This window comes from Mesorhizobium sp. M8A.F.Ca.ET.021.01.1.1, from assembly GCF_003998025.1.
In the GTDB taxonomy this organism is placed as follows: Bacteria; Pseudomonadota; Alphaproteobacteria; order Rhizobiales; family Rhizobiaceae; genus Mesorhizobium.
In genome coordinates, this window is record NZ_RZSJ01000054.1 from 1 (window position 1) to 17,951 (window position 17,951).

General features: G+C 59.4%; 14 protein-coding genes and 2 pseudogenes. 10 read left to right on the plus strand and 6 right to left on the minus strand.

The features are described from left to right. Both EOA36_RS07180 and EOA36_RS38905 read left to right on the plus strand, forming a co-directional pair. A partial coding sequence (locus EOA36_RS07180) for a LysR family transcriptional regulator (RefSeq protein WP_145969121.1) occupies positions 1–919 on the plus strand: 919 nt, incomplete at its 5' end. Positions 920–1,848: 929 nt separating this feature from the next. Next, positions 1,849–2,130: pseudogene (locus EOA36_RS38905) on the plus strand (CatB-related O-acetyltransferase); the annotation flags it as partial. A 150-nt stretch (positions 2,131–2,280) separates the two neighbouring features. On the opposite strand, the gene EOA36_RS07195 reads toward EOA36_RS38905, so the two are convergent. The 3 genes from EOA36_RS07195 to EOA36_RS07205 form a co-directional block, all read right to left on the minus strand. After that, positions 2,281–2,586 carry a hypothetical protein gene (locus EOA36_RS07195; protein WP_127276345.1) on the minus strand — a complete coding sequence of 102 codons (306 nt, stop codon included), beginning with the start codon at positions 2,584–2,586 and terminating at the stop codon, positions 2,281–2,283. A 106-nt stretch (positions 2,587–2,692) separates the two neighbouring features. Beyond that, positions 2,693–3,868, minus strand: a complete 1,176-nt coding sequence (locus tag EOA36_RS07200) for a PHB depolymerase family esterase (RefSeq protein WP_127276347.1) — start codon at positions 3,866–3,868, stop codon at positions 2,693–2,695. Between the two features lie 164 nt (positions 3,869–4,032). Continuing rightward, positions 4,033–4,941, minus strand: a complete 909-nt coding sequence (locus tag EOA36_RS07205) for an NAD(P)/FAD-dependent oxidoreductase (RefSeq protein ID WP_127276349.1) — start codon at positions 4,939–4,941, stop codon at positions 4,033–4,035. A 319-nt stretch (positions 4,942–5,260) separates the two neighbouring features. Here EOA36_RS07205 and EOA36_RS07210 point away from each other — a divergent pair, with 319 nt between their 5' ends. Further along, a complete protein-coding gene (locus EOA36_RS07210; RefSeq protein WP_127276352.1) occupies positions 5,261–6,013 on the plus strand; it encodes a response regulator transcription factor in 753 nt (250 codons plus the stop codon). Between the two features lie 154 nt (positions 6,014–6,167). Here the strand turns inward: EOA36_RS07210 and EOA36_RS07215 are convergent, their stop codons facing one another. Continuing rightward, positions 6,168–7,373 (minus strand): hypothetical protein, encoded by a 1,206-nt coding sequence (locus tag EOA36_RS07215; protein WP_127276354.1) that lies wholly within the window; start codon positions 7,371–7,373, stop codon positions 6,168–6,170. A 322-nt stretch (positions 7,374–7,695) separates the two neighbouring features. Here EOA36_RS07215 and EOA36_RS07220 point away from each other — a divergent pair, with 322 nt between their 5' ends. Then, a complete protein-coding gene (locus EOA36_RS07220; RefSeq protein WP_245464276.1) occupies positions 7,696–8,376 on the plus strand; it encodes a sugar transferase in 681 nt (226 codons plus the stop codon). A 125-nt stretch (positions 8,377–8,501) separates the two neighbouring features. Here EOA36_RS07220 and EOA36_RS07225 read toward each other — a convergent pair whose 3' ends face one another. After that, positions 8,502–8,750: a hypothetical protein gene (locus EOA36_RS07225; RefSeq protein ID WP_127276356.1), complete on the minus strand. Its 249-nt coding sequence runs from the start codon at positions 8,748–8,750 to the stop codon at positions 8,502–8,504. A 426-nt stretch (positions 8,751–9,176) separates the two neighbouring features. Between EOA36_RS07225 and EOA36_RS07230 the strand changes: the two genes are divergently transcribed. From EOA36_RS07230 to EOA36_RS38105, 6 genes and pseudogenes are all read left to right on the plus strand, one after another. Next, the gene (locus EOA36_RS07230; RefSeq protein ID WP_167531543.1) at positions 9,177–10,436 is read left to right on the plus strand and encodes an O-antigen ligase family protein; all 1,260 of its coding nucleotides are present in this window, start codon (positions 9,177–9,179) and stop codon (positions 10,434–10,436) included. Between the two features lie 131 nt (positions 10,437–10,567). Continuing rightward, complete coding sequence (locus EOA36_RS07235; RefSeq protein ID WP_127276360.1) at positions 10,568–11,317, plus strand: hypothetical protein; 750 nt, start codon at positions 10,568–10,570, stop codon at positions 11,315–11,317. Between the two features lie 8 nt (positions 11,318–11,325). After that, positions 11,326–12,330, plus strand: a complete 1,005-nt coding sequence (locus tag EOA36_RS07240) for a hypothetical protein (RefSeq protein WP_127276370.1) — start codon at positions 11,326–11,328, stop codon at positions 12,328–12,330. Positions 12,331–12,388: 58 nt separating this feature from the next. Beyond that, entirely contained in the window at positions 12,389–13,594 is a 1,206-nt protein-coding gene (locus EOA36_RS07245; protein WP_245464277.1) for a PqqD family protein, read from the plus strand. Beyond that, complete coding sequence (locus tag EOA36_RS07250) at positions 13,591–14,595, plus strand: nucleotidyltransferase family protein (RefSeq protein ID WP_127276362.1); 1,005 nt, start codon at positions 13,591–13,593, stop codon at positions 14,593–14,595. Before EOA36_RS07245 ends, EOA36_RS07250 begins: the two co-directional genes overlap by 4 nt. An 80-nt stretch (positions 14,596–14,675) precedes the next feature. Further along, positions 14,676–14,879, plus strand: a pseudogene (locus EOA36_RS38105) (hypothetical protein); the annotation flags it as partial. Positions 14,880–15,145: 266 nt separating this feature from the next. On the opposite strand, the gene EOA36_RS07260 reads toward EOA36_RS38105, so the two are convergent. Continuing rightward, positions 15,146–17,951, minus strand: a 2,806-nt coding sequence (locus EOA36_RS07260) for a putative Ig domain-containing protein (RefSeq protein ID WP_127276366.1), incomplete at its 5' end; no start/stop codon positions are given.

Below are 17,951 nucleotides of genomic sequence, written 5' to 3' on the forward strand. Positions count from 1 at the left end.
GAACGGGAATGCTATTCAGTTGCTGACCTACGCTTTTGCGGCCATGGATCACGGCAGCATGCGTCAGGCCGCAATAGCCCTGAGGGTCCAGGAATCCTCGGTCAGCCGTAACGTCGTCAAACTCGAACAGCTACTCGACATGCAACTGTTCGAGCGCGATGTGCGCGGCGTTCGGTTGACGAAGACAGGCCGCGCCTGGATCGAAATCGTGCGCGCTCACTACGACGGCCTGCTCGATGCTTTCGCCGAGCGTGTGCGCGATAACAAGGATGCCAAGACACTCCGGATTGGGCTGTGCTGGGTGACAGGCGGAGAATTCCTCAAATGCCTCATCGAGCGTTTCGGCAAGCTGTACCCGGACATAACCTTGACCATTGAGGATATCCCATCGGGCCAGTGCCTTTCTGCAATACGCCGCAGGTGCTTCGACCTCGTGTTCACACATCACACTGGCACCGCCAAATTCTGCAGCAGCGAAGTCTTCTGGCAAGAACGCCTCTTCGTGCTACTGCCGTCCTGTCATTCTCTTGTCGAGAGGCCGGTGCTCAGATGGTCCGACCTCGCGGACATGCCTCTGCTCGTCCCGATCGGGCTGGAAGGGCCGCCGTCGGACCTGTGCCTGCTCGAACGCATTGCGGCCGGTGGCGGTCCGACCGTTCATGCGTGTCACGCGAACCAAGCGACGGTCATCTTCCAGGTGGGACTGGGGCAAGGCGTCACCTTGGCCGAGGCGAGCTATGCCAGGACAGTCGCTACCGATTCTGCCCTGTGGAAGCCGCTTCGCGGGAAAAACAGCGTCAGTTCGATTAGGGGCCTGTGGCTCGGTTCCAATCCAAAGCGGGCTGTGCTGCGTCTGGTCGGGCTCGCCAAGAACATGGCGGGAGCCGCTCAAAGACCAGGGCGCACCAACTGCCCCTAGAGGGCCAAAGCCGTCTTGAGATCGTTGTGCTCGAAGGCGCTCGCCATGCGGTTTGATCTCGACTGATCGGGCGATGATCCGTGATACAGATTGAACTCGTAAACGTAAAAAACATGATGGAAACAACGCATTGGTTATCGGGTCGATCCCAGCCATAGGCATGGGTGTGGATGACGTCGCCTTGCCGGCGGCCAGCGCCGTCGAGACGATGGTTGGGTAGATCTCATCCGGGAACGACTCAAACTTCACATGGATGTCCGGGTTCTCCTTGGTGAAATCGGCAAAAAATTCGTTCTAGGCGGCCTTGTCTTCCTGGCGCCAAGTCCAGAACGAGATCTCGGTTGCATGCGCCACGCCGGCTGCCAATGCGAAAGACGCGGTCGCGAATGCTCAGGTTGAAGGCGGAATTCGACTGCAGTCGGTGCTAGCCGCAGGTCAAGATCACGCTCATCGAAGTCGACACCGAGGGATGAAGGTCGGCGACAAGATCGCTTGGCACCGAGAGGTTCCAGGGATGACTGATCGACTGAAGCATCTCGGCGCAGCTGGCGGGCAGACTGCTTGCCGAAACGACCCTCTGAGTTGGCAGGATGTGGACTGGATGATTGCCAGCGTGCTATTCGCGTCCAAGTGTTCATGGCGGAGCAACCATGTCGAAGCTGACCATTTGGCTGCGCAATAGACGCCACCCAGTACCGAAAGATACCAAGCTGGGGCGCCATACTTTTGGCATCGACAACGGCCTTAAGATCTTCGGGTGCAGTCCTGAGGCGCCACTTGAGATCGGTTCGTTTTGCTCCATCGCCGACGAAGTGATGTTTCTTTGCAGTGGGAACCATCCAACGACATGCGCGACTACTTCCTTCGCCCCTTCGAAGATGCTGGGGAAGCCCCCGTTTAAAGACCCCAGCGGACGGCGAGGAATAACGATCGGAAATGACGTTTGGATTGGCAGACGGGCAATAATTCTGCCTGGAGTGAAGATCGGGGACGGCGGCGTTGTCGGAGCCCAGGCCACGGTGACGAAAGATGTGCCGCCCTACACGATTGTCGGGGGGAATCCCGCCAAAACCATTCGCCTCCGTTTCCCGGCCAAAATCATCTCCAAGATGCTGGTAATCCGCTGGTGGGACTGGGATGATGAGATGATCCGGCAAGAGGCCCACTCCTTAACCGGGCCGATCGACAATTTCGTTGCCAGGCACGGCTAGGCAGCGCCGTGTCACGATTAGCCTTGGGCGCCACGAACCATTTTAGTTCGTGGCCTAGAGGGGCAAGGACGCTGCGCGGGCTTCGGGACCAAACCACAATGCCTCATGCGCCAGTAACGCTTGCAGGTCGCGATGAACACACGGAGCTGTCTAGACGAGCCCGATAGGCATGTAGCGGATTATAACCTCGTCCTGCCGAAATCTTCGTTCGAGTTCCGCGCGCCGGTCGTGCCAGTCCGCCAGCTCGAGTTCCTCGGCCATCACCTCGAAGATAATGATGTCGTCTCGGGCAGATTCCGCGCCTTGCAGCCACAGGCCCTCTGCAGGGGCCTGAAGATAAGCCGTAACGCCTTTAAATCGGTTCGCCAATTCCTCCTTTACCCGATCGAAATCTTCCCGCGCGAAAGGCCGGCCATCGTTGTCGGCTCGGGGAAGCAGGATTTGGATAAGGTGCATACCGCCACTCGCTGAATGGCAGTCAACGCTTACGAAGTCGACCGCGTTCCATTGTGCAAGAGCTAGGCTCCGCTCAGCTATTCACTGAGAGCAATGACTGTTATGCCTACTCCATCAGGCCCGCCAAGCGCAGAGCGTCCTGGATGACTTTCTGTAGGGGTTGAGCCCTCGACCCGTGCAAGTCATCCAGAACCGGTTCCGCAGGCCTGGCCTTCGCCTGTCCCTTCGACGCTGCCCGAAGATGAAATGCTGATGGCGTCATGTCGGTCCTTGGCGTAGCTAACCTTGGCGAAGCGGGCCTCGCCCTGGCTGACGCTCGCGCGTCGTCGACATCGCCGAGACCCCAGAACTGCACTATCTCCTGGGTTGAAGAGATTCCTACGTCGAGCATGTAAGGTCCGGCCATGCCGAGGCCCTGCCCGACGGGCGTGCCGTGACCCATGCCGTCAATCATATTTATCTCGATCTTCACTTCTCCGGCTTCGTCAGCCCAAACTTGCCTGCTTCGTCCGCGCTCGCTCGTCGAATGGGTCGGCGCCTTGGCGAGTTTGTGCACGCCGCGCCACTGGGCAGCGATGGACTCCGCGTTAACGGACGCCACAGTGCGATCGGCGGAACCCTGCCAGATCGAAATCCTGGGCCACTGTTCATTGTTCATGGAGGCTTTCCGCACAAGCCGCTGCAATTCTTGCTCGGACGGGCCGCCGTGGCCGCGCATGCGGTCGAACGCCTCAGGAATGGTTGTGGCGCAACCGAAGGGCAGACCGGCAATGATGCCGCCGCCGGCAAACACTTCAGGGTAGGTGGCGAGCATTGCCGCCGCCATGGCCCCGCCCGCCGAAAGACCGGTAACGAATATCTGCTGCCGGTCAAGGCCGTACGTAATGACCATCGTCTCGATCATCTGCCGGATCGAATGGACTTCGCCGCGATCGCGCGCAGTGTCCCCAGGCAGGAACCAGTTGAAGCAGAGGTTGGGATTGTTGGCGCGTTGTTGCTCGGGATAGAGAAGCCCGAAACCGATCTGCTGGGCGAGTTGGGACCATCCCGAGTGGTAGTCGTAGCCGACGGCGTTCTGGGTGCAACCGTGCAGTATGACGACGAGCGGCGCGCCTTCGGCGAGGTCATCTGGTCGATAGTATCTTGCCCGTAATCCGCCCGGATTGGAGCCGAAATTTTCGAGGGTGGAGAGGCGATCGACGGATGTGAATGAGACGGGGTGCCTATTTTGTTGCGCGCGCAGTGCCCTGAGGCGCGCAATCGTATCGGAGACTTTTCGCAATTGGCCCGTCCTTCTATTTGAACCTCCGGGTTGAAGGGCGTGAGTGCAACGCGCTCGCAGCAATTTCGTTGCTGCACCGCACAAAAATTGCGGAGATTGAAATAAGCCCAGCGGTCACCCTCAAGCCGACATCGCGCCGACCGCTTCCGTACAAGCGCGCCGCTTTAGTCCGTCGTTGCAAGATAGTTGTGCATGTCGGTGGCGGCGATTGCCGCGTGCCCGAACGCGACCGCAATCTGGTTGATTTCATCGACCACGTCCCCTGCGGCATAAAGGCCGGCTATGCCGGTGCGCTGGTGCGAGTCCACCACGAGATTGCCGGCGCCGTCGCATTCCGCGCCGAGATCGATGGCGAGCTTTGAGCGTATGGTGCAACCCATGGCAGGATAAATCGTGTCGAATGAAAGCGATCTGCCGTCACGCAGGCTTACCCGAGCCCGCGGACCGGCAGCCCGTACGGAATCCGGCAGGCATTCTTCCACCCTGACGCCAGCCGCTTTGAGGAGTTCGCCCGTGGCGGGGTCAAGGCCTGATATCGCGTCGGTCGCCAGTATAGTGACGTCGCTTGAATAGGTCTGCATGAACAGGGCCTTTTTTGTCGCCTGGTCTGCCGGACCGATCACGGCGACACGTTTGTCGATGACCTCGTAAGCGTCACAGACCGGACACAGCCGCATCGATCCTATTGCGATCATGCTGGCCGCATCCGGAGTGTTCGGGAGCGTGTCGACGATGCCCGTAGCGAACAGCACCGCGCGAGCCCGAACGGCGAACGACGCCGTGGCGACAAAATCGGGGCCATCGCGCCGGAGAGCGGTAACTGTACCGTCGATAAGGTCAACGGTGCCCGTCAGGGCCTGTTGTCGCAGTCGTTCAAGCAAATCTACGCCCGAAATGCCGTCCGGAAAACCAGGGCAGTTATGGCTTACGGGTATCCACCTCGCGCGGCTTTCGCCGGCGTCGACGACCATGACCCGGCGGCGAAAACGCCCGAGATATGTCGCGGCAGCCAAGCCGGCCGGACCGCCCCCGATTATGAGACAGTCGCACGCCCGGCCTGAATGGGGAATCAGACCTGCGCAAAGCCATTGGGGTCTGGTATATTAGCTAGCTAAGATATAATTACCAAATTGTTAACCAGGATTAATGCGCCTTTTCCACAGCATCGTACTATGCCTCTCAGGTTGGGTTACCTCTACAGGACAGGGAAGCCATACGTCGGTGCCTTGGGACGGCGCATGGCCTACTCCTTGAATCTATTCCGCGTTGGTGTGCAGGCAGTCTGACACACGGTGAACGAGCGTATTGTTCATGCCTTCGACAAGCTTTGCGAGGTAGCCATGACAAGAAGGGAGAAAGCAAAGTCGACGGCCGAGAGGAGTAAGTAAGGCGATGGGACAAATTTCCGATTTTTGGAACGATGCAACAAAACCGTTACACAATGGACATCTGCCGGACGCGAATGGTCTTGGCAGGTCCGATCTCGACGAAGGACGTCCGAGCGAAGGCTTGGTTATGATTGTCGACAAGCGAGCGCTTGAGCGTGAATGCCTTGCGCGCGGCCTTATCGAACACAATCCCACCTTGCGCGTTAGCGCGGTAGGATCGCTTGACGAAATCCAGCACATTGGCGGGGACGAGGAGCCGTCCGCGATCCTCGTAATTCTTGGCGCCAGGAAGGTCACGGACCAGAGTGTTCGGGCGGAACTTGCGCACTTAATTTCCGAGTTTGGCACCGTACCCGTAATCGTCGTGGTGGATTCCGATGAGCCAGGGGAGGTTCTCGCGGCTCTCGAATGCGGCGCCCGAGGCTATATTCCCACAAGCGTGACGGTGAAGGTCGCTGCCGAGGCCATTGGTCTTGCTCGTGCCGGAGGGATCTTTGTACCCGCCAGCTGCGTGCTGGCGCTGCGAGAGATCATCCACTCGACCGCAAACGGTGTCCGTCCGCTCTCCGGCATGTTCACCACACGCGAAGCTGCGGTTGTGGAGGCGCTCAGGACAGGCAAGGCGAACAAGATAATTGCCTACGAGCTCAACCTGTGCGAGAGCACCGTCAAAGTCCACATCCGAAATATCATGAAAAAGCTCAAGGCTACCAACCGCACCGAGGTAGCGTACAAGCTTAGACAAATGTTGCTTTGAAGGCTGCCTCGGATCGGTCTTTGCCTGGCCGGCTCTGGCAATAACAGGTGCGTTAAGGGCGGGACCAGGGGTTCGGCGTTCTGATCTAAGGTCGATGGCCTCGTCCGAGCGGTTTCGCGAAACGGGCTGGCTCGGCGTGTGTCGAGGCACGTTCTTAGCCAACCGTCGCGGACGCCGCTGTTACGAGAAATCCAACGCTGTCCCCTGCTAGCTCCGCGCCACGATACGCGGCTTCGGCGGCCTTCAGCCCACCCGTCAGTCTGCGGACCATTGGAGCCGGTCCGAGTGCGTCAAGGGGAAGGCCTAGCTGACCACGGGTGGGTCGCTTCGGTGGCCAGATGCTGAGGCCGAAATAGCTGGCGGCTGAGCGATCGACCCCGCCGCTGAACTGCACCAGTAGCGCTTGGTGAGAGTTCCGGGCAATACGGCCCAGGCAGTTGATGTCCATTGGTGGTTTGTCAGTTGGCCTCATCGCGACCACGATCACATCCCATGCATCGTCAGTCAGGAGCATGGGGTGCGAAAAAACACTTACTCTCGCCCCACCCTCGCTTAGCGTACGCTCGAGGGACGGGGCACAGGGCGTGTCACAGACGATGGCGAGCCTCGCGGCACGGTGATCGACACCGGCATCGCGGAGCAAGATGCAGCACAACCGCGCGAATTCCGGCAGCAGGTTTATGGCTGGGTGGCTCAGATTGGGAGCCGCGACTTTGATGCCGGCCTCGTCACAGGCGTTGAAGTCCACAACGCCCGGACGAAGCTCCCATGGTTCAGCCATTAGCGAAACAACCGCATGCGAGGGTAAGAGTTCGATGAGCGATCTCGAAATCGGGGCGACCTGCAGACAGTTCGTGACGAGGTCGACATCCTGCCATTTGCGGCTGTCGATCCGGTTCGTCACTTCAACGCGTTTGGAGACCCTAGCGTGTTTGGCAAATGCCGACGTCGCATCTGCGATGGCCGCCAGGCTTGGATGTCTGGAAGATGTGCGCGTGAGCGCAACGACACGGCTGGCATTGGCGAGCGCCGCCGCTGTGGCAGTCACAGCTTGATATCCCGTCGTGGCGCCAACGACCACGGTGAGGCCGGAGAGATCGAGATCAAGCAAGCCTATTTGCTTGCGCACGATAGCAAGCATTTCGGCAGGGTCGATCTCGAGAACATCACGAGCAGACGACGTTCCGGCAAAATCATGTGGTAAAGGCATCAAGCTGGGCACTAGGTTGCGCGCTCCACTATCAAATAAGCCTGCAATGTCCCTTAAGCGGATCAACCGCCCTGCCGGATCTTGTCTTGGCACGATGCACGTGCATTTCCTGCATTGTTTTTTGACGGATGCCTTTGCGGCCTCGCGCATTTAGCAAACGTGGTTCCTGTATCGCCACGAGCATGACTGCCTGGATCTGGTTGGCACTCCGATCTCTTGGCGGCTGCGCCAGGTCCAATGCAGGCTCTGGCAATACAGCCGAACCTGCCCGAACTGCTACCGCAGCAAACGGATGCTAGGTGATACGCCGTTTGATCAGAAGGCTTAAAGACACTACACCAGCGACGCGTGGATCAGGCTTAGGAGTAACGGGCGCCGGGTACGCCGCTACCTCCTTTGCTTCTCTTGCGAAGAATGACAAGCCGCTGTGAAGTTGGGCAGCAACACCAACAGCGTTTCTTGGTGAAATCCCATGACAATCAGCGCATTCGACATAAAGCGCCGCAGAGCTGGTATCCACATCGGCCAAAACCTCCGTCCGCTTGGAGGCCGGCGCAAAAGAATGGTGGACATCACTGTCGCATTGATCGCGCTTGTCCTTGCTGCTCCGGTCATGCTGGCGGTTGCCCTTTTGATATTGGTGACCGACGGCGGACCGGCGGTGTTCTCACACACCCGGATCGGATTCAACGGCAGGCGCTTCGCCTGTTACAAATTCAGGACCATGGTGGCCAACTCGGAGCGGGTTCTGGCAGACTATCTCGCGAGCAATCCCGAAGCCGCCAAGGAGTGGGAGCAGAATTGGAAATTCAAGAATGACCCGCGGATCACATTCCTGGGGCACATTCTCAGGAAGTCGAGCCTGGATGAGTTGCCTCAACTCATCAACGTGCTGCGCGGCGAGATGAGTTGCGTCGGCCCTCGTCCGGTCGTTCCCGACGAACTTCAACGTTACGGCTCCTCTGCGATCGATTATCTAAAAACCCGGCCTGGGTTAACTGGCCTTTGGCAGGTGGCTGGCAGAGACGCAATGGATTATCCCAGTCGTGTCTCTATCGACAGCCGATATGTGCGGGAATGGTCCCTATGGGCCGATGTTGTCATTCTCGTCCGGACTGTGGGCGCCGTGATGAAATTCGATCGTGCGTCTTGATTAATGCGCATCGCAAATTCTTGCCCGATGCTTTGCTCTGCCTAAAAACCGCAGCGTGCTGCCGCGACCGCAATGGCGAAAGGTGCGGCGCCGGTCGGCCGCGGCGAAATGGCAGCCGCAGACCATTACTGCTCACGTGACATGCCTTGGCGCCAGACTACGCCCAGGAAGAGGCCGAGCAAGTAGGCCCCCTGTAGAACAACAACGAGAAGCAGGATTGAGATGAGGTGGTGCCAGTCAAATACACTGCCGATGCCGCCTGCAACGACGCCGCCCACGACTGTCACCGCGGTCATGATGATGAGCGCGGCAGCTCGAAAACGAAATCCCAGCAAAATGCCGATAACACCGACGACGACAAGGCCCCAAAGCACGGCGATCTCCTATGGGTGGAAGACTCAGTGTGCCATCTCCAAGTCTCCCACATCTGCGAATCGGTACCAACACTCAATCCGGCTGCACCGCCTCGCCGACGAGCGGTCGAGGGGCGGAAATCGCCGTACACTCCCCCGCGCTACACAAAAGGCGTAGAGCACCCTGTCCGAATGCCCCCTTTTCGCTCATTTCCTTGTCCACCCGCCAAGCCTACGCTGCTTGGAAATAGGTATGCGGAATTTCACCCGCCGTGCGGCAGCATGCAATGATTTATGATCCGGACGCCAAGCCTGTGTTTATCAGTGCGGCTATTCAGGACAACAAGGCTCTGGACGTTGCTCATCGACGCGAGCCTGCGTCGGCGCGCAGTCCCCGCATAATGCCTCTAGTGTGACATTCTACTTATGCTTCAGGTATCTGTCCTTTTGCTGATCCTGTCCATCTGGTTCCCTGGCGCCACGCGGATTGCCGGAACGGATGGCTCGCTTTCCTTCTTGCTGGCACTGTTCTGCGCTTTGCTAAGTGTCGGTACCTACGCGGAAACAGCAAGACGCCTCCATCGGATTGAGGCCGCCCTGACGACTGCGGTGCTGACGATATCTGCTGTCATCATCGTTCTCTCTCTACTGTCGATGCTCTACGCAGACAATCCGATGAGGACGATGCGCGCGGTTTTCTCACAAGTGTTTGGTTTCGCGATCATTCCAGCGGTCGCGGCAATCTCCATGAGACCGAAGGGTCTCGTGGCAATCGACAGGGTTGTGACGACCATAGTCATCATGACTGTCGTAACATCCTGTCTTGTCGCAATCGGGCTGGGCGATGCCAGATTCGCCGATCGGGCTGAAGGCTATTTCAAGCACTCGAACCAACTCGGGATCGCGTTGTCGGCTGGTCTGCCGCTTGTCGCGGCGAAGCTGGTCACATCCCGCCGGTACCGACTTCTCCTTACCGGCTGCCTCGCTGCGGTGCTCCTGGGTTTGGTGAAATCGGGTTCGAAGACAAACTTCGTCCTCGGCGTGGTGGGCCTTGGTCTTTTCTTTGCGCTATACAGTATATATTTAATCAGAAGAAAGCAGAATCCATTAAAGGTAATCGTGGGAACCATTGCCGCTCCGATATTGTTCGAAGCGAGCCTGCTGACATTGCAGTTCCTAAATCCACGGGCTTACGGCCTGCTGGCCATTCAACTTTCCGGAGGCGAGGCGCATTCGGTGGTATCGCGGCAGCGACTGTGGTCCATATCGATCGATCTCGGCCTGTCGCACCCGTTCACGGGTGTGGGGGCAGGGCAATGGGTGGAAGATATCGCGCCCCACAGCCATAATCTGTTCATTGACTTCTTTAGAACACTGGGAGTGCCCGGCTTGGCGTTGGTGTCGATGCTGGTTCTCGTGGTCATGGCATATCTTTCCAGGGTCGTGTTCTGCACATTGTTCGGCAATGACAGGGGGGGCGACCATGCGGCGGAAGTGAATGTGATGGTGCTTGGAACGTCGGTTTCCCTGTGGAACTACATCATCGCAAACCAGATGAGCGACTCCTTCGGTCCATCGACAGCGCCATTCTTCTGGCTGCCGTTGGCTTTGCTCATCTTCTACCGCGGCATCCAACGATCACTGCAGACCGGCCCTGAGCGTCCGAAATTGTACGCGGTTCCAGGGTCCCAGCTATTTCAATATTGAACTGTTTTTTCAATCTTCGGAAAACCAACTTTTATCCCCTGATCCCCATGGCTTCGTACACAGTCCGTGACCTGACGGCAGGCTTGCCGCCAAGCGTCGAACCACGCCCACTTCAAACAGACATTCGATTCGTGGAATTTTTTGGTCTCCCTGGGATCGGAAAAACCACGGCCTCCACCCTGTTGGCGAACGACTTGCGACGGTGCGGCCCGCTGGCAGGCGATGTGCAATTAGCGTGGGGGACAAGAGCGTTCATCGACCGCCAAATCCACAGGATCGGTATTGTTACCCCAAGGCTCAAGGACCGTCAGTTTCGCTCGCTGCTCGCCCGAATTGCACGTTTTGTCATCGAAAGCGGGCAATCATCGGTTGTCGATGTAATCAGGGTTATCTGGAACCTTTCGGTTTTGGTTGCCTATATTCAGACCGAGAGGCAAGGAAAGGATACCATCATCATAATGGATCAGGGGCTTCTGCAGGGGTTCCTGTCCGTATTGCTCAAGAGTAAGCACCGCGAAACTTCGGAGAAGTGGTTTGACATCCTGCTCGCCATTGGCGTGCATGACATGGTTTTTGTCCATCTGCGCGGTGAGATTCGCCTAGCACGAAGTCGACTTCTGAAAAGGGGCGATAGGTCCTCGCGGATACAAAGGGCATCTCCTGACTGCGACCGTCATCTTTGGTCGGCGGCGGATTGTGCTTGCCGCCAGATTTTGGCCGACCTTGAGCGAAGAATGGAAACGGAGGATCACGTCGGCGTGCTGGCGGCGGTCGACGTGGAAAGGTTGGCATCGCCCGAAGATGTCGCCGAAAGGGTTCTTGAGGTGGTGCTTCCGGCCTGCCTCGAACGACATCGGCTGAGCGGTTCGGCACGCCAATGAGCACCACAATGAACCGCCGTTCACTCATGGGCGTCGCCGGCTTGTATCCTCTAATCGCTCTGTTGCCGGGCTCGTGCCAAGCGCAAGGCGGACAAACGCCGGCAGGCAAGGAGTTCGTTCTGGCAGGTGACTATGGCTTCGAACAGCAATCGATACGGAACCTGCAGCCGGGAGCAACAATCAACGCTCGAAATGCTTCCTTCACAGTTGCCAACAGCAGAAACCGCGATCCCAATGCGGCGATGGGCTGCGACGAGGGGCCGTTGCCGGTCAATCGCTATCCCGTCGTCATCCGCAACTGTCCAGGGGTTCGCTTTGTCGGCGGCCGCTTCGACGGCCAGGTACCGCTAACGTCTGATTGGCGGGACACCTACTGCAACAGCGCGGCTTTGCTTGTCAGGGACGGAACCACCGATGCGACAATTGAGGGGGTGCGTGCCCGTCGCTGCTGGGATGGCATTCGCCTCGCCGAGCACGCCGACGGTTTTCGGCTAAAAGGGTGCTGGCTCAGCGAAATCAGGGATGATGCGGTGGAGAACGACTATCTCCTCAGCGGCATCATTGAAGATTGCCTGTTCGACGGATGTTTCTCGGGGATCAGCCTGGACCCTGCGTCAAACGAACGGGACGGAACGGGGCAAACGGTGCGGGTCGACAAATCCCTCATTCGCATGCATGCCTTTCTGTCCAAGGGCGAAATCACACATCAGGCGCCGATCAAGGCTGTCGATCAGTCGCCCAGGTTGAGGATCACGGAATCGGTTTTCGCATTGGCCGCGGCCAACATGCGTGGATTCCATCGCCTGGAAAGAACATGGCGGCTGACGATTGAAAGCCGCGACAATGTGCTGCTGTGGCTGCCCGACGAGCCGATCCCTTCCGCATTGCCACTGCCACCGTCTGGTTTCAGATTGCTGACGGGCGCCGACGCCCGCGGCTATTGGAACAAGGTCCGTTCCCAATGGGTCGCGGCGCATCAGGACGTGGTCCGGTTCTCTGACGAAGTGCTGTGAGAAGTCGCAGCGCTCGGCAACGATTACTCCAACTGCGAAGGCATTTGGCGCTCGCCCATTGAATGCACCGCTGGCAACAACAGCTTGGACCGTCACGGCGATGAATCAGCACGACGCGATTGACAGAACTGTGGTGGCATCAGGCCCGGCCGATTGGAATTCTGCGACGTTTGTGATCCTAGGGCGGTTGGTACGTGTCAGGGGACAAAATATCCTGTTCAGCCCTTCCCAGAACGCCATTTTCGCCGTCAACGATACTGCTGCCGACATCTGGCGCTCTCTGGAAGAAGGCATGCCACCGCACGCCATTTCGGTCGAGATGGCGCGCAGTGGCGTTGATAGACTTGAGGCAGACAGGCATGTCGAGGCTGCACTCGAGGATTGGCAGCGGCTGAACCTGATACGGCCCTGCGCGCCGTTGTCTACTTCGTCAGCTGAAAAGCCTGTGAGCCAGGTGGTCGCAGTCGCGGGCCTCAACATACGCATCGTCTATCCGGCAGCCTGCGCCTTTCCCGCGATTTCCGTATTTCGCCACCTTGAGGTCAAAGGAGATACTGCCGACGTACTGCTCGAGGTGGTTGGGCAGGGAGGGAGAGTCCATCTGCTGCGGGATGGCAAGTGGATTTTGTCCTGCTCCCTCGACGAATTACCCGTCATGCTGAAGGGGCAATTGCTGACCGAGGTTCTGGATTACGGCGCCTATGAACTTGCCCTCCACGCGGCTGCGCTTCTCAGAAATGAACGCATCGTCCTTCTTTGTGGCAATCCGGGCGCGGGCAAGACGACGCTGACCTTGGCACTGGTCCATGCAGGATTTGGCTTTGTCGCCGATGATGTGACGCTGCTGGACTCTAGGGGGCATGGCGTTGGCCTTCCGTTTGCCCCGGCGGTCAAGGCGGGAGCATGGCCGTTGCTGGCCAAATACTGCCCCGGCCTTGATGCCGTTCCGATCTGTCGCCGCCCTGACCGCAAGCGTGTACGATTTGCCGTGCCCAAGGCGTTCGTGCCCTTGCCTCCCGCTCCCCTGCACATTGGCTGTGTGGTCCTGCTCCGTCGAGGCCGTGACTCGAAAGCCAGCCTGGAGCCGATCGATCCAGCTCACGCATTGCGCGGCCTTCTCAATGGCGCGCTTGCGCCCGGCGGAGAGCTGGGTGTCACCGCGTTCGAAGCGCTGACCCAACTCATCGGATCGACGGAAACCTATTGCCTGACCTATTCGGGGCTTGATGATGCGGTACGCCTTATCTCGGAAGCGTGTCGATGATAAGCAGGGGCAACAGGGGCAACGCACTTGAGGCGTTGGTCGCCGGACTTCGCGGCACTCCGACGGACAGGGCTGACTGGCAGGCCGTGATTGCTCTGGCAAATCGCACTCTGCTTACACCCGATTTGTTCTCGTCCCTGGCGCGCGCCGGACAAATCCACCAGCTGCCAGAGGACGTGCGCGAGTACCTTCGGTTCGTTCACGACTGCAATCGGGAACGAAATCTGCGGTTGCGTACCCAACTGGGTGAAGCCGTTGCCGCCCTCAACCGCAGCGATATCTCTCCGCTCCTGCTCAAGGGGGCCGTTCCCCTGTTCCTTTCGCCGGCCGGCCTGGTCCCCAGCAGGATGACGAGTGACCTCGATCTAGCCGTGAATCCACGCCAAGAGAAGGTCGCCAGAGACTGTCTTGAAGAGCTTGGCTACGTCGATGTAGCGGGGGGTCGAGGCATGGCCCGCCAGCAGGACGCCGGAATGCTGGAGCTCCGGTCTACCCGAGCGGACTGCTATCACTCCCCCAAGCTCATCCAGCGAGACGGCCTTCGGGTGAAAATTCCTCCCGTTCAGTCTCGCGCCATGCACTGGATGGTACACGACCTTCTCAAGGAGGGAGATTATTGGCGCGGAAGGATAGATCTCAGGCACCTCCATGACTTGGCTCGATTGGCGGAAAACGAGGACGTGGACTGGATGTCACTGCAGGGTTCTATGTCGGACCGGAGCGCCCGCAATGCGCTCGAAACCCAGCTCCTGGCCATGCACCATTTCTTTGGAACCCGAATCCCGGAAAAATGTGCAAAACGCCCGATCGTCCGTTTCCAGCACTGGAGGCGCGTCTTCACGGCGACCCACCCCGTCATTGGCGCCCCTCTGCGACTGGTCGGTAATTTGACGTGGGGCATATGGCGGTTTTCACGCGCCTACGGTTTGGCGCGACGTGGACCGCCGTACCTCTTGCGGCGCATCGCTCGTACGCTCTTCGACCCTCGCACGAAAATCTAAGCCTTTTGGAGAACTAGTGTACTGGATCAGAAGGCATAAGATGAATCCGTGAATTTGAGAAAGTTTGTGGGAGGTTTGACATGGCACCGGAAGGCACAAAACGCTCGGAACGGACCCAGGAGACCCTGGTCTCGGAGGCTCAAGCGCGCCGCGACTTTCTCAAGAAGGCGGGGCGTTTTGCGGCGGTTACTCCGCCGGCTGTGACGCTCTTGCTTGGCACAAGCTTGAACTCCAGGGCGATTGCCAAATCGGGTGGATCAAAACCGGGCAATGGCTGGGGGGACAAGAACCATATTCACGTCGGCCCTCCCGGCCAGGGGTAAGCCCTTCGACCATCATGGTCGCTGAAAACAGCGTTTTGAGGACATAGGGCTCCAGCCTGTCATTTGAAAGCCCGGACCGCTCGTGGCACGCAAAAGTGCCGCGAGCGGTCCGGGCTTTTCTTTGCCGGGGCGACCATCATCCGAACTGCAAATCAGCGCAAAATGGATCGCCGCACTGATCTTCGGAACCGCGCGACGCGGACCTTTGAGCATGCAGGAAGGCGGCCCTACGCAAGCAGCAGACTGCTCAGGAAGTTGTCGTCGTGGAACTGGGCCACTTGAACGCCGGTCAGCGTGATCTGATCCCCGCCGCCCAGCGACGCCACGACATTCGAGCCCTGGTTTGTCGCCGCCTGCAGGAACTGGCTGGTGTTGTAGATGCCAAAGGCTCTGAGATCGAGGACGTCGCCGGTGCCGGCGCCGGGCAGGAAATTCATGACGGTGTCCTGACCGTCGCCGTGGGCGAACACGAACAGATTGTGCTGGTTGCCGGCAACCAATGTGTCGTTTCCGCGTCCCCCGATCAGCGTGTCATTCCCGCCCAGACCCCATAGATAGTCCGCGCCGGTCGTGCCGTTCAGGACGTAGCCGCCGTTGACGATTGTCGGCGTGCGCCCTACAGGCGTCGGGACAAAGTAGGAATCCGTGAGCATGCTGGTTGCAGTCGTCCCGTTGAAGCTGCTCACCTTGTAGAACTCGATCAGCATGCCCGCGTCCGTGATCGTCACCAGATTGGCGCCGACATTGGGAACGGTCTTGCCAGCTCCGCCAAGGCCGGTGGTCGTGTACGGAAGAAAGACGCCGTCGCCGTTGTCGTCCCGGTTCTCCCGGTAGTAGTTGTGCTGATGGCCGGCAAAGACCGCGTTTACACCCCACTGCTCGAAGGGCCACCGCATGGTGGCAGTGGAGCCGCTCGGGTTGAATGGCGTGTGATGGAAGTAGGCGACGTCGAAACTCGCGTCGGAATTCGCGAGAAGGTCTTGCATCCAATGGCCCTGCACAGATGTGGAACTGCGGCCATCCGGCTCCTGCTTGTTGCTGCTGAGAGCGAAGAAATGCACCGGCCCGATCTGGTAGTCATAGTACCTCTCATTGTCGGGCAGCGTGAAGTAATTCAGGTAGTTGGTAACGTTGCCTTCTTCGTATTCGTGATTGCCTAGCGTGGGGAAGAAGCGGTTGATGGCGCTGCCGCTGCCGTATGAGCCCTGATAGTTGCCTATGTAGTCATGATACTGCTGGCCGACGGCGGCATCCAAGGTCTGCGGAGCATACACGTTGTCGCCGATTGTGAGGATGAAATCGGGATTCCAGGCATGGACCATCGCCGACACCGCCTTCTCGCCGGAGAGATCGGTGTCGCCGTAGTCACCAAAGACCGCGTACCGGTACAAGACCTGCGGCGGCGTCGTCGGGACGACGCTGACCGTATAGTCCTGCGCGGCGGTGCTCCCGTCGGACGAGGTTGCGGTGACGTGGAGGTTGATCGACTGCTCGGTCTGGGCATTGAGCGTTCCCGTGCCAGAGCGCGTGATGACGCCGGTGCTGGAATTGATGGCGAAGCGCGGGTCGTTGAGGCTGTAGGTGACCGTATCGGTGACGTCCGGATCCTTGGCCGAGGCTGTGATGTGGACCAAAGTGCCCGCGGGGGCAAGGTCGGGGATCTGGTTGGCCGCAGGGTCGGCGTCCTGTGGATGCTTGAAGGCGACCGGGCCGGTCGTCGGCACATAGTACTCGACGTGCAGGAGCGGTGCGCCGGTGGCGCTGCCATCGAAGGAATTGGCCCTGCGCGCGCCGCTGCTGCCGCTGACGACGAATGCCATGTCATTGAGTTGCAAATAGCCCGGCTGGTTGATGATCTCCTGCACGATTGCCGAGAGGTTCGGGGTGCGTTCGGCAAGGGCGGCTTCATTGTTCACGGTCCAGTCGGGTGGCGTCCACGTCACCGAAGTAGTCGTCATCAGGCGCGAGGTGACATCGCTTTTCTCACTCTCGAAGGGGACGGCTTCGTCGCTTTCGCCCCGGATCAGGAGCGAGACGGCGCCGGTGCTCGTATTCTGGGCCTGGAACTGGATGTAGGCACTGGTGATGACGGCGTCGTAGGGAATGTCGACGCCGGTGAAGCGCATTCCGACCGTCTGGACTTTGGTGCCGTCAACCACCATGTCGAGATCGGTGCTGGTGAGGTCCATCCCGCCGCTGGGACCTTGCTCGACGTCGTCGGTGCTGGTTGCGATCCTTTTCTCGAAAATCGGCGCTGTGGTCACGCTGACGGCATAGTCTTGGCCCGCGGCGCTCCCATCGGACGAGGTCGCGGTGACGTGGAGGTTGACCGACGGCTCGGTTGCCGCATTGAGCGTGCCGGTGCCTGAGCGCGTGACAACGCCTGTGCTGGAATTGATGGCGAAGCGCGAGTCGTTGACGCTGTAGGTGACCGTCGAGCCGGCATCGGGATCCCTGGCCGAGGCCGTGATGCCGATGGCCGTGCCGGCGGCGGCGGTCTGAGCAATCTGGTTGGCGGCAGTGTTGGCATCCGGCGGGTTGTTGAAGGCGACCGGCTCCGGGCTGTTGAGGACGGCGAGGGTGAAGGCCTGGTTGGCGGTGCTGCCGTCGGTGGAGGTTGCCGTCACCGTCAGGTTGATCGATGTCTGGGTCTCGAAGTCGAGCGAGCCGGTGGCCGAGCGGGTGATGACGCCGCTGCTGGCGTTGATGGCGAAGCGCGTGTCATTGATGCTGTAGGCGACGGTCGAGCCGGCGTCGGGATCGGTGGCCGAGGCTGTGATGCCGACGGCCGTGCCAGCCGCCGCAAGCTCGGCGATCTGGTTGGCGGCGGTGTTGGCGTCGGGCGGCGTGTTGAAAGCCACCGGACTGCCGGCCGGACCGGGCAGGGTATACTCGATGTGCAGCAGCGGTGCGCTGGCCGGATTGTATTCGTAGGAATCGGCCGTGCGCGTGCCAGTGCCGCTGACCAAAAATGCCATGTCGTTGAGCGCGGCCCAGCCCGAGCGGTTGACGATCTCCTGCACGATCGCCGAG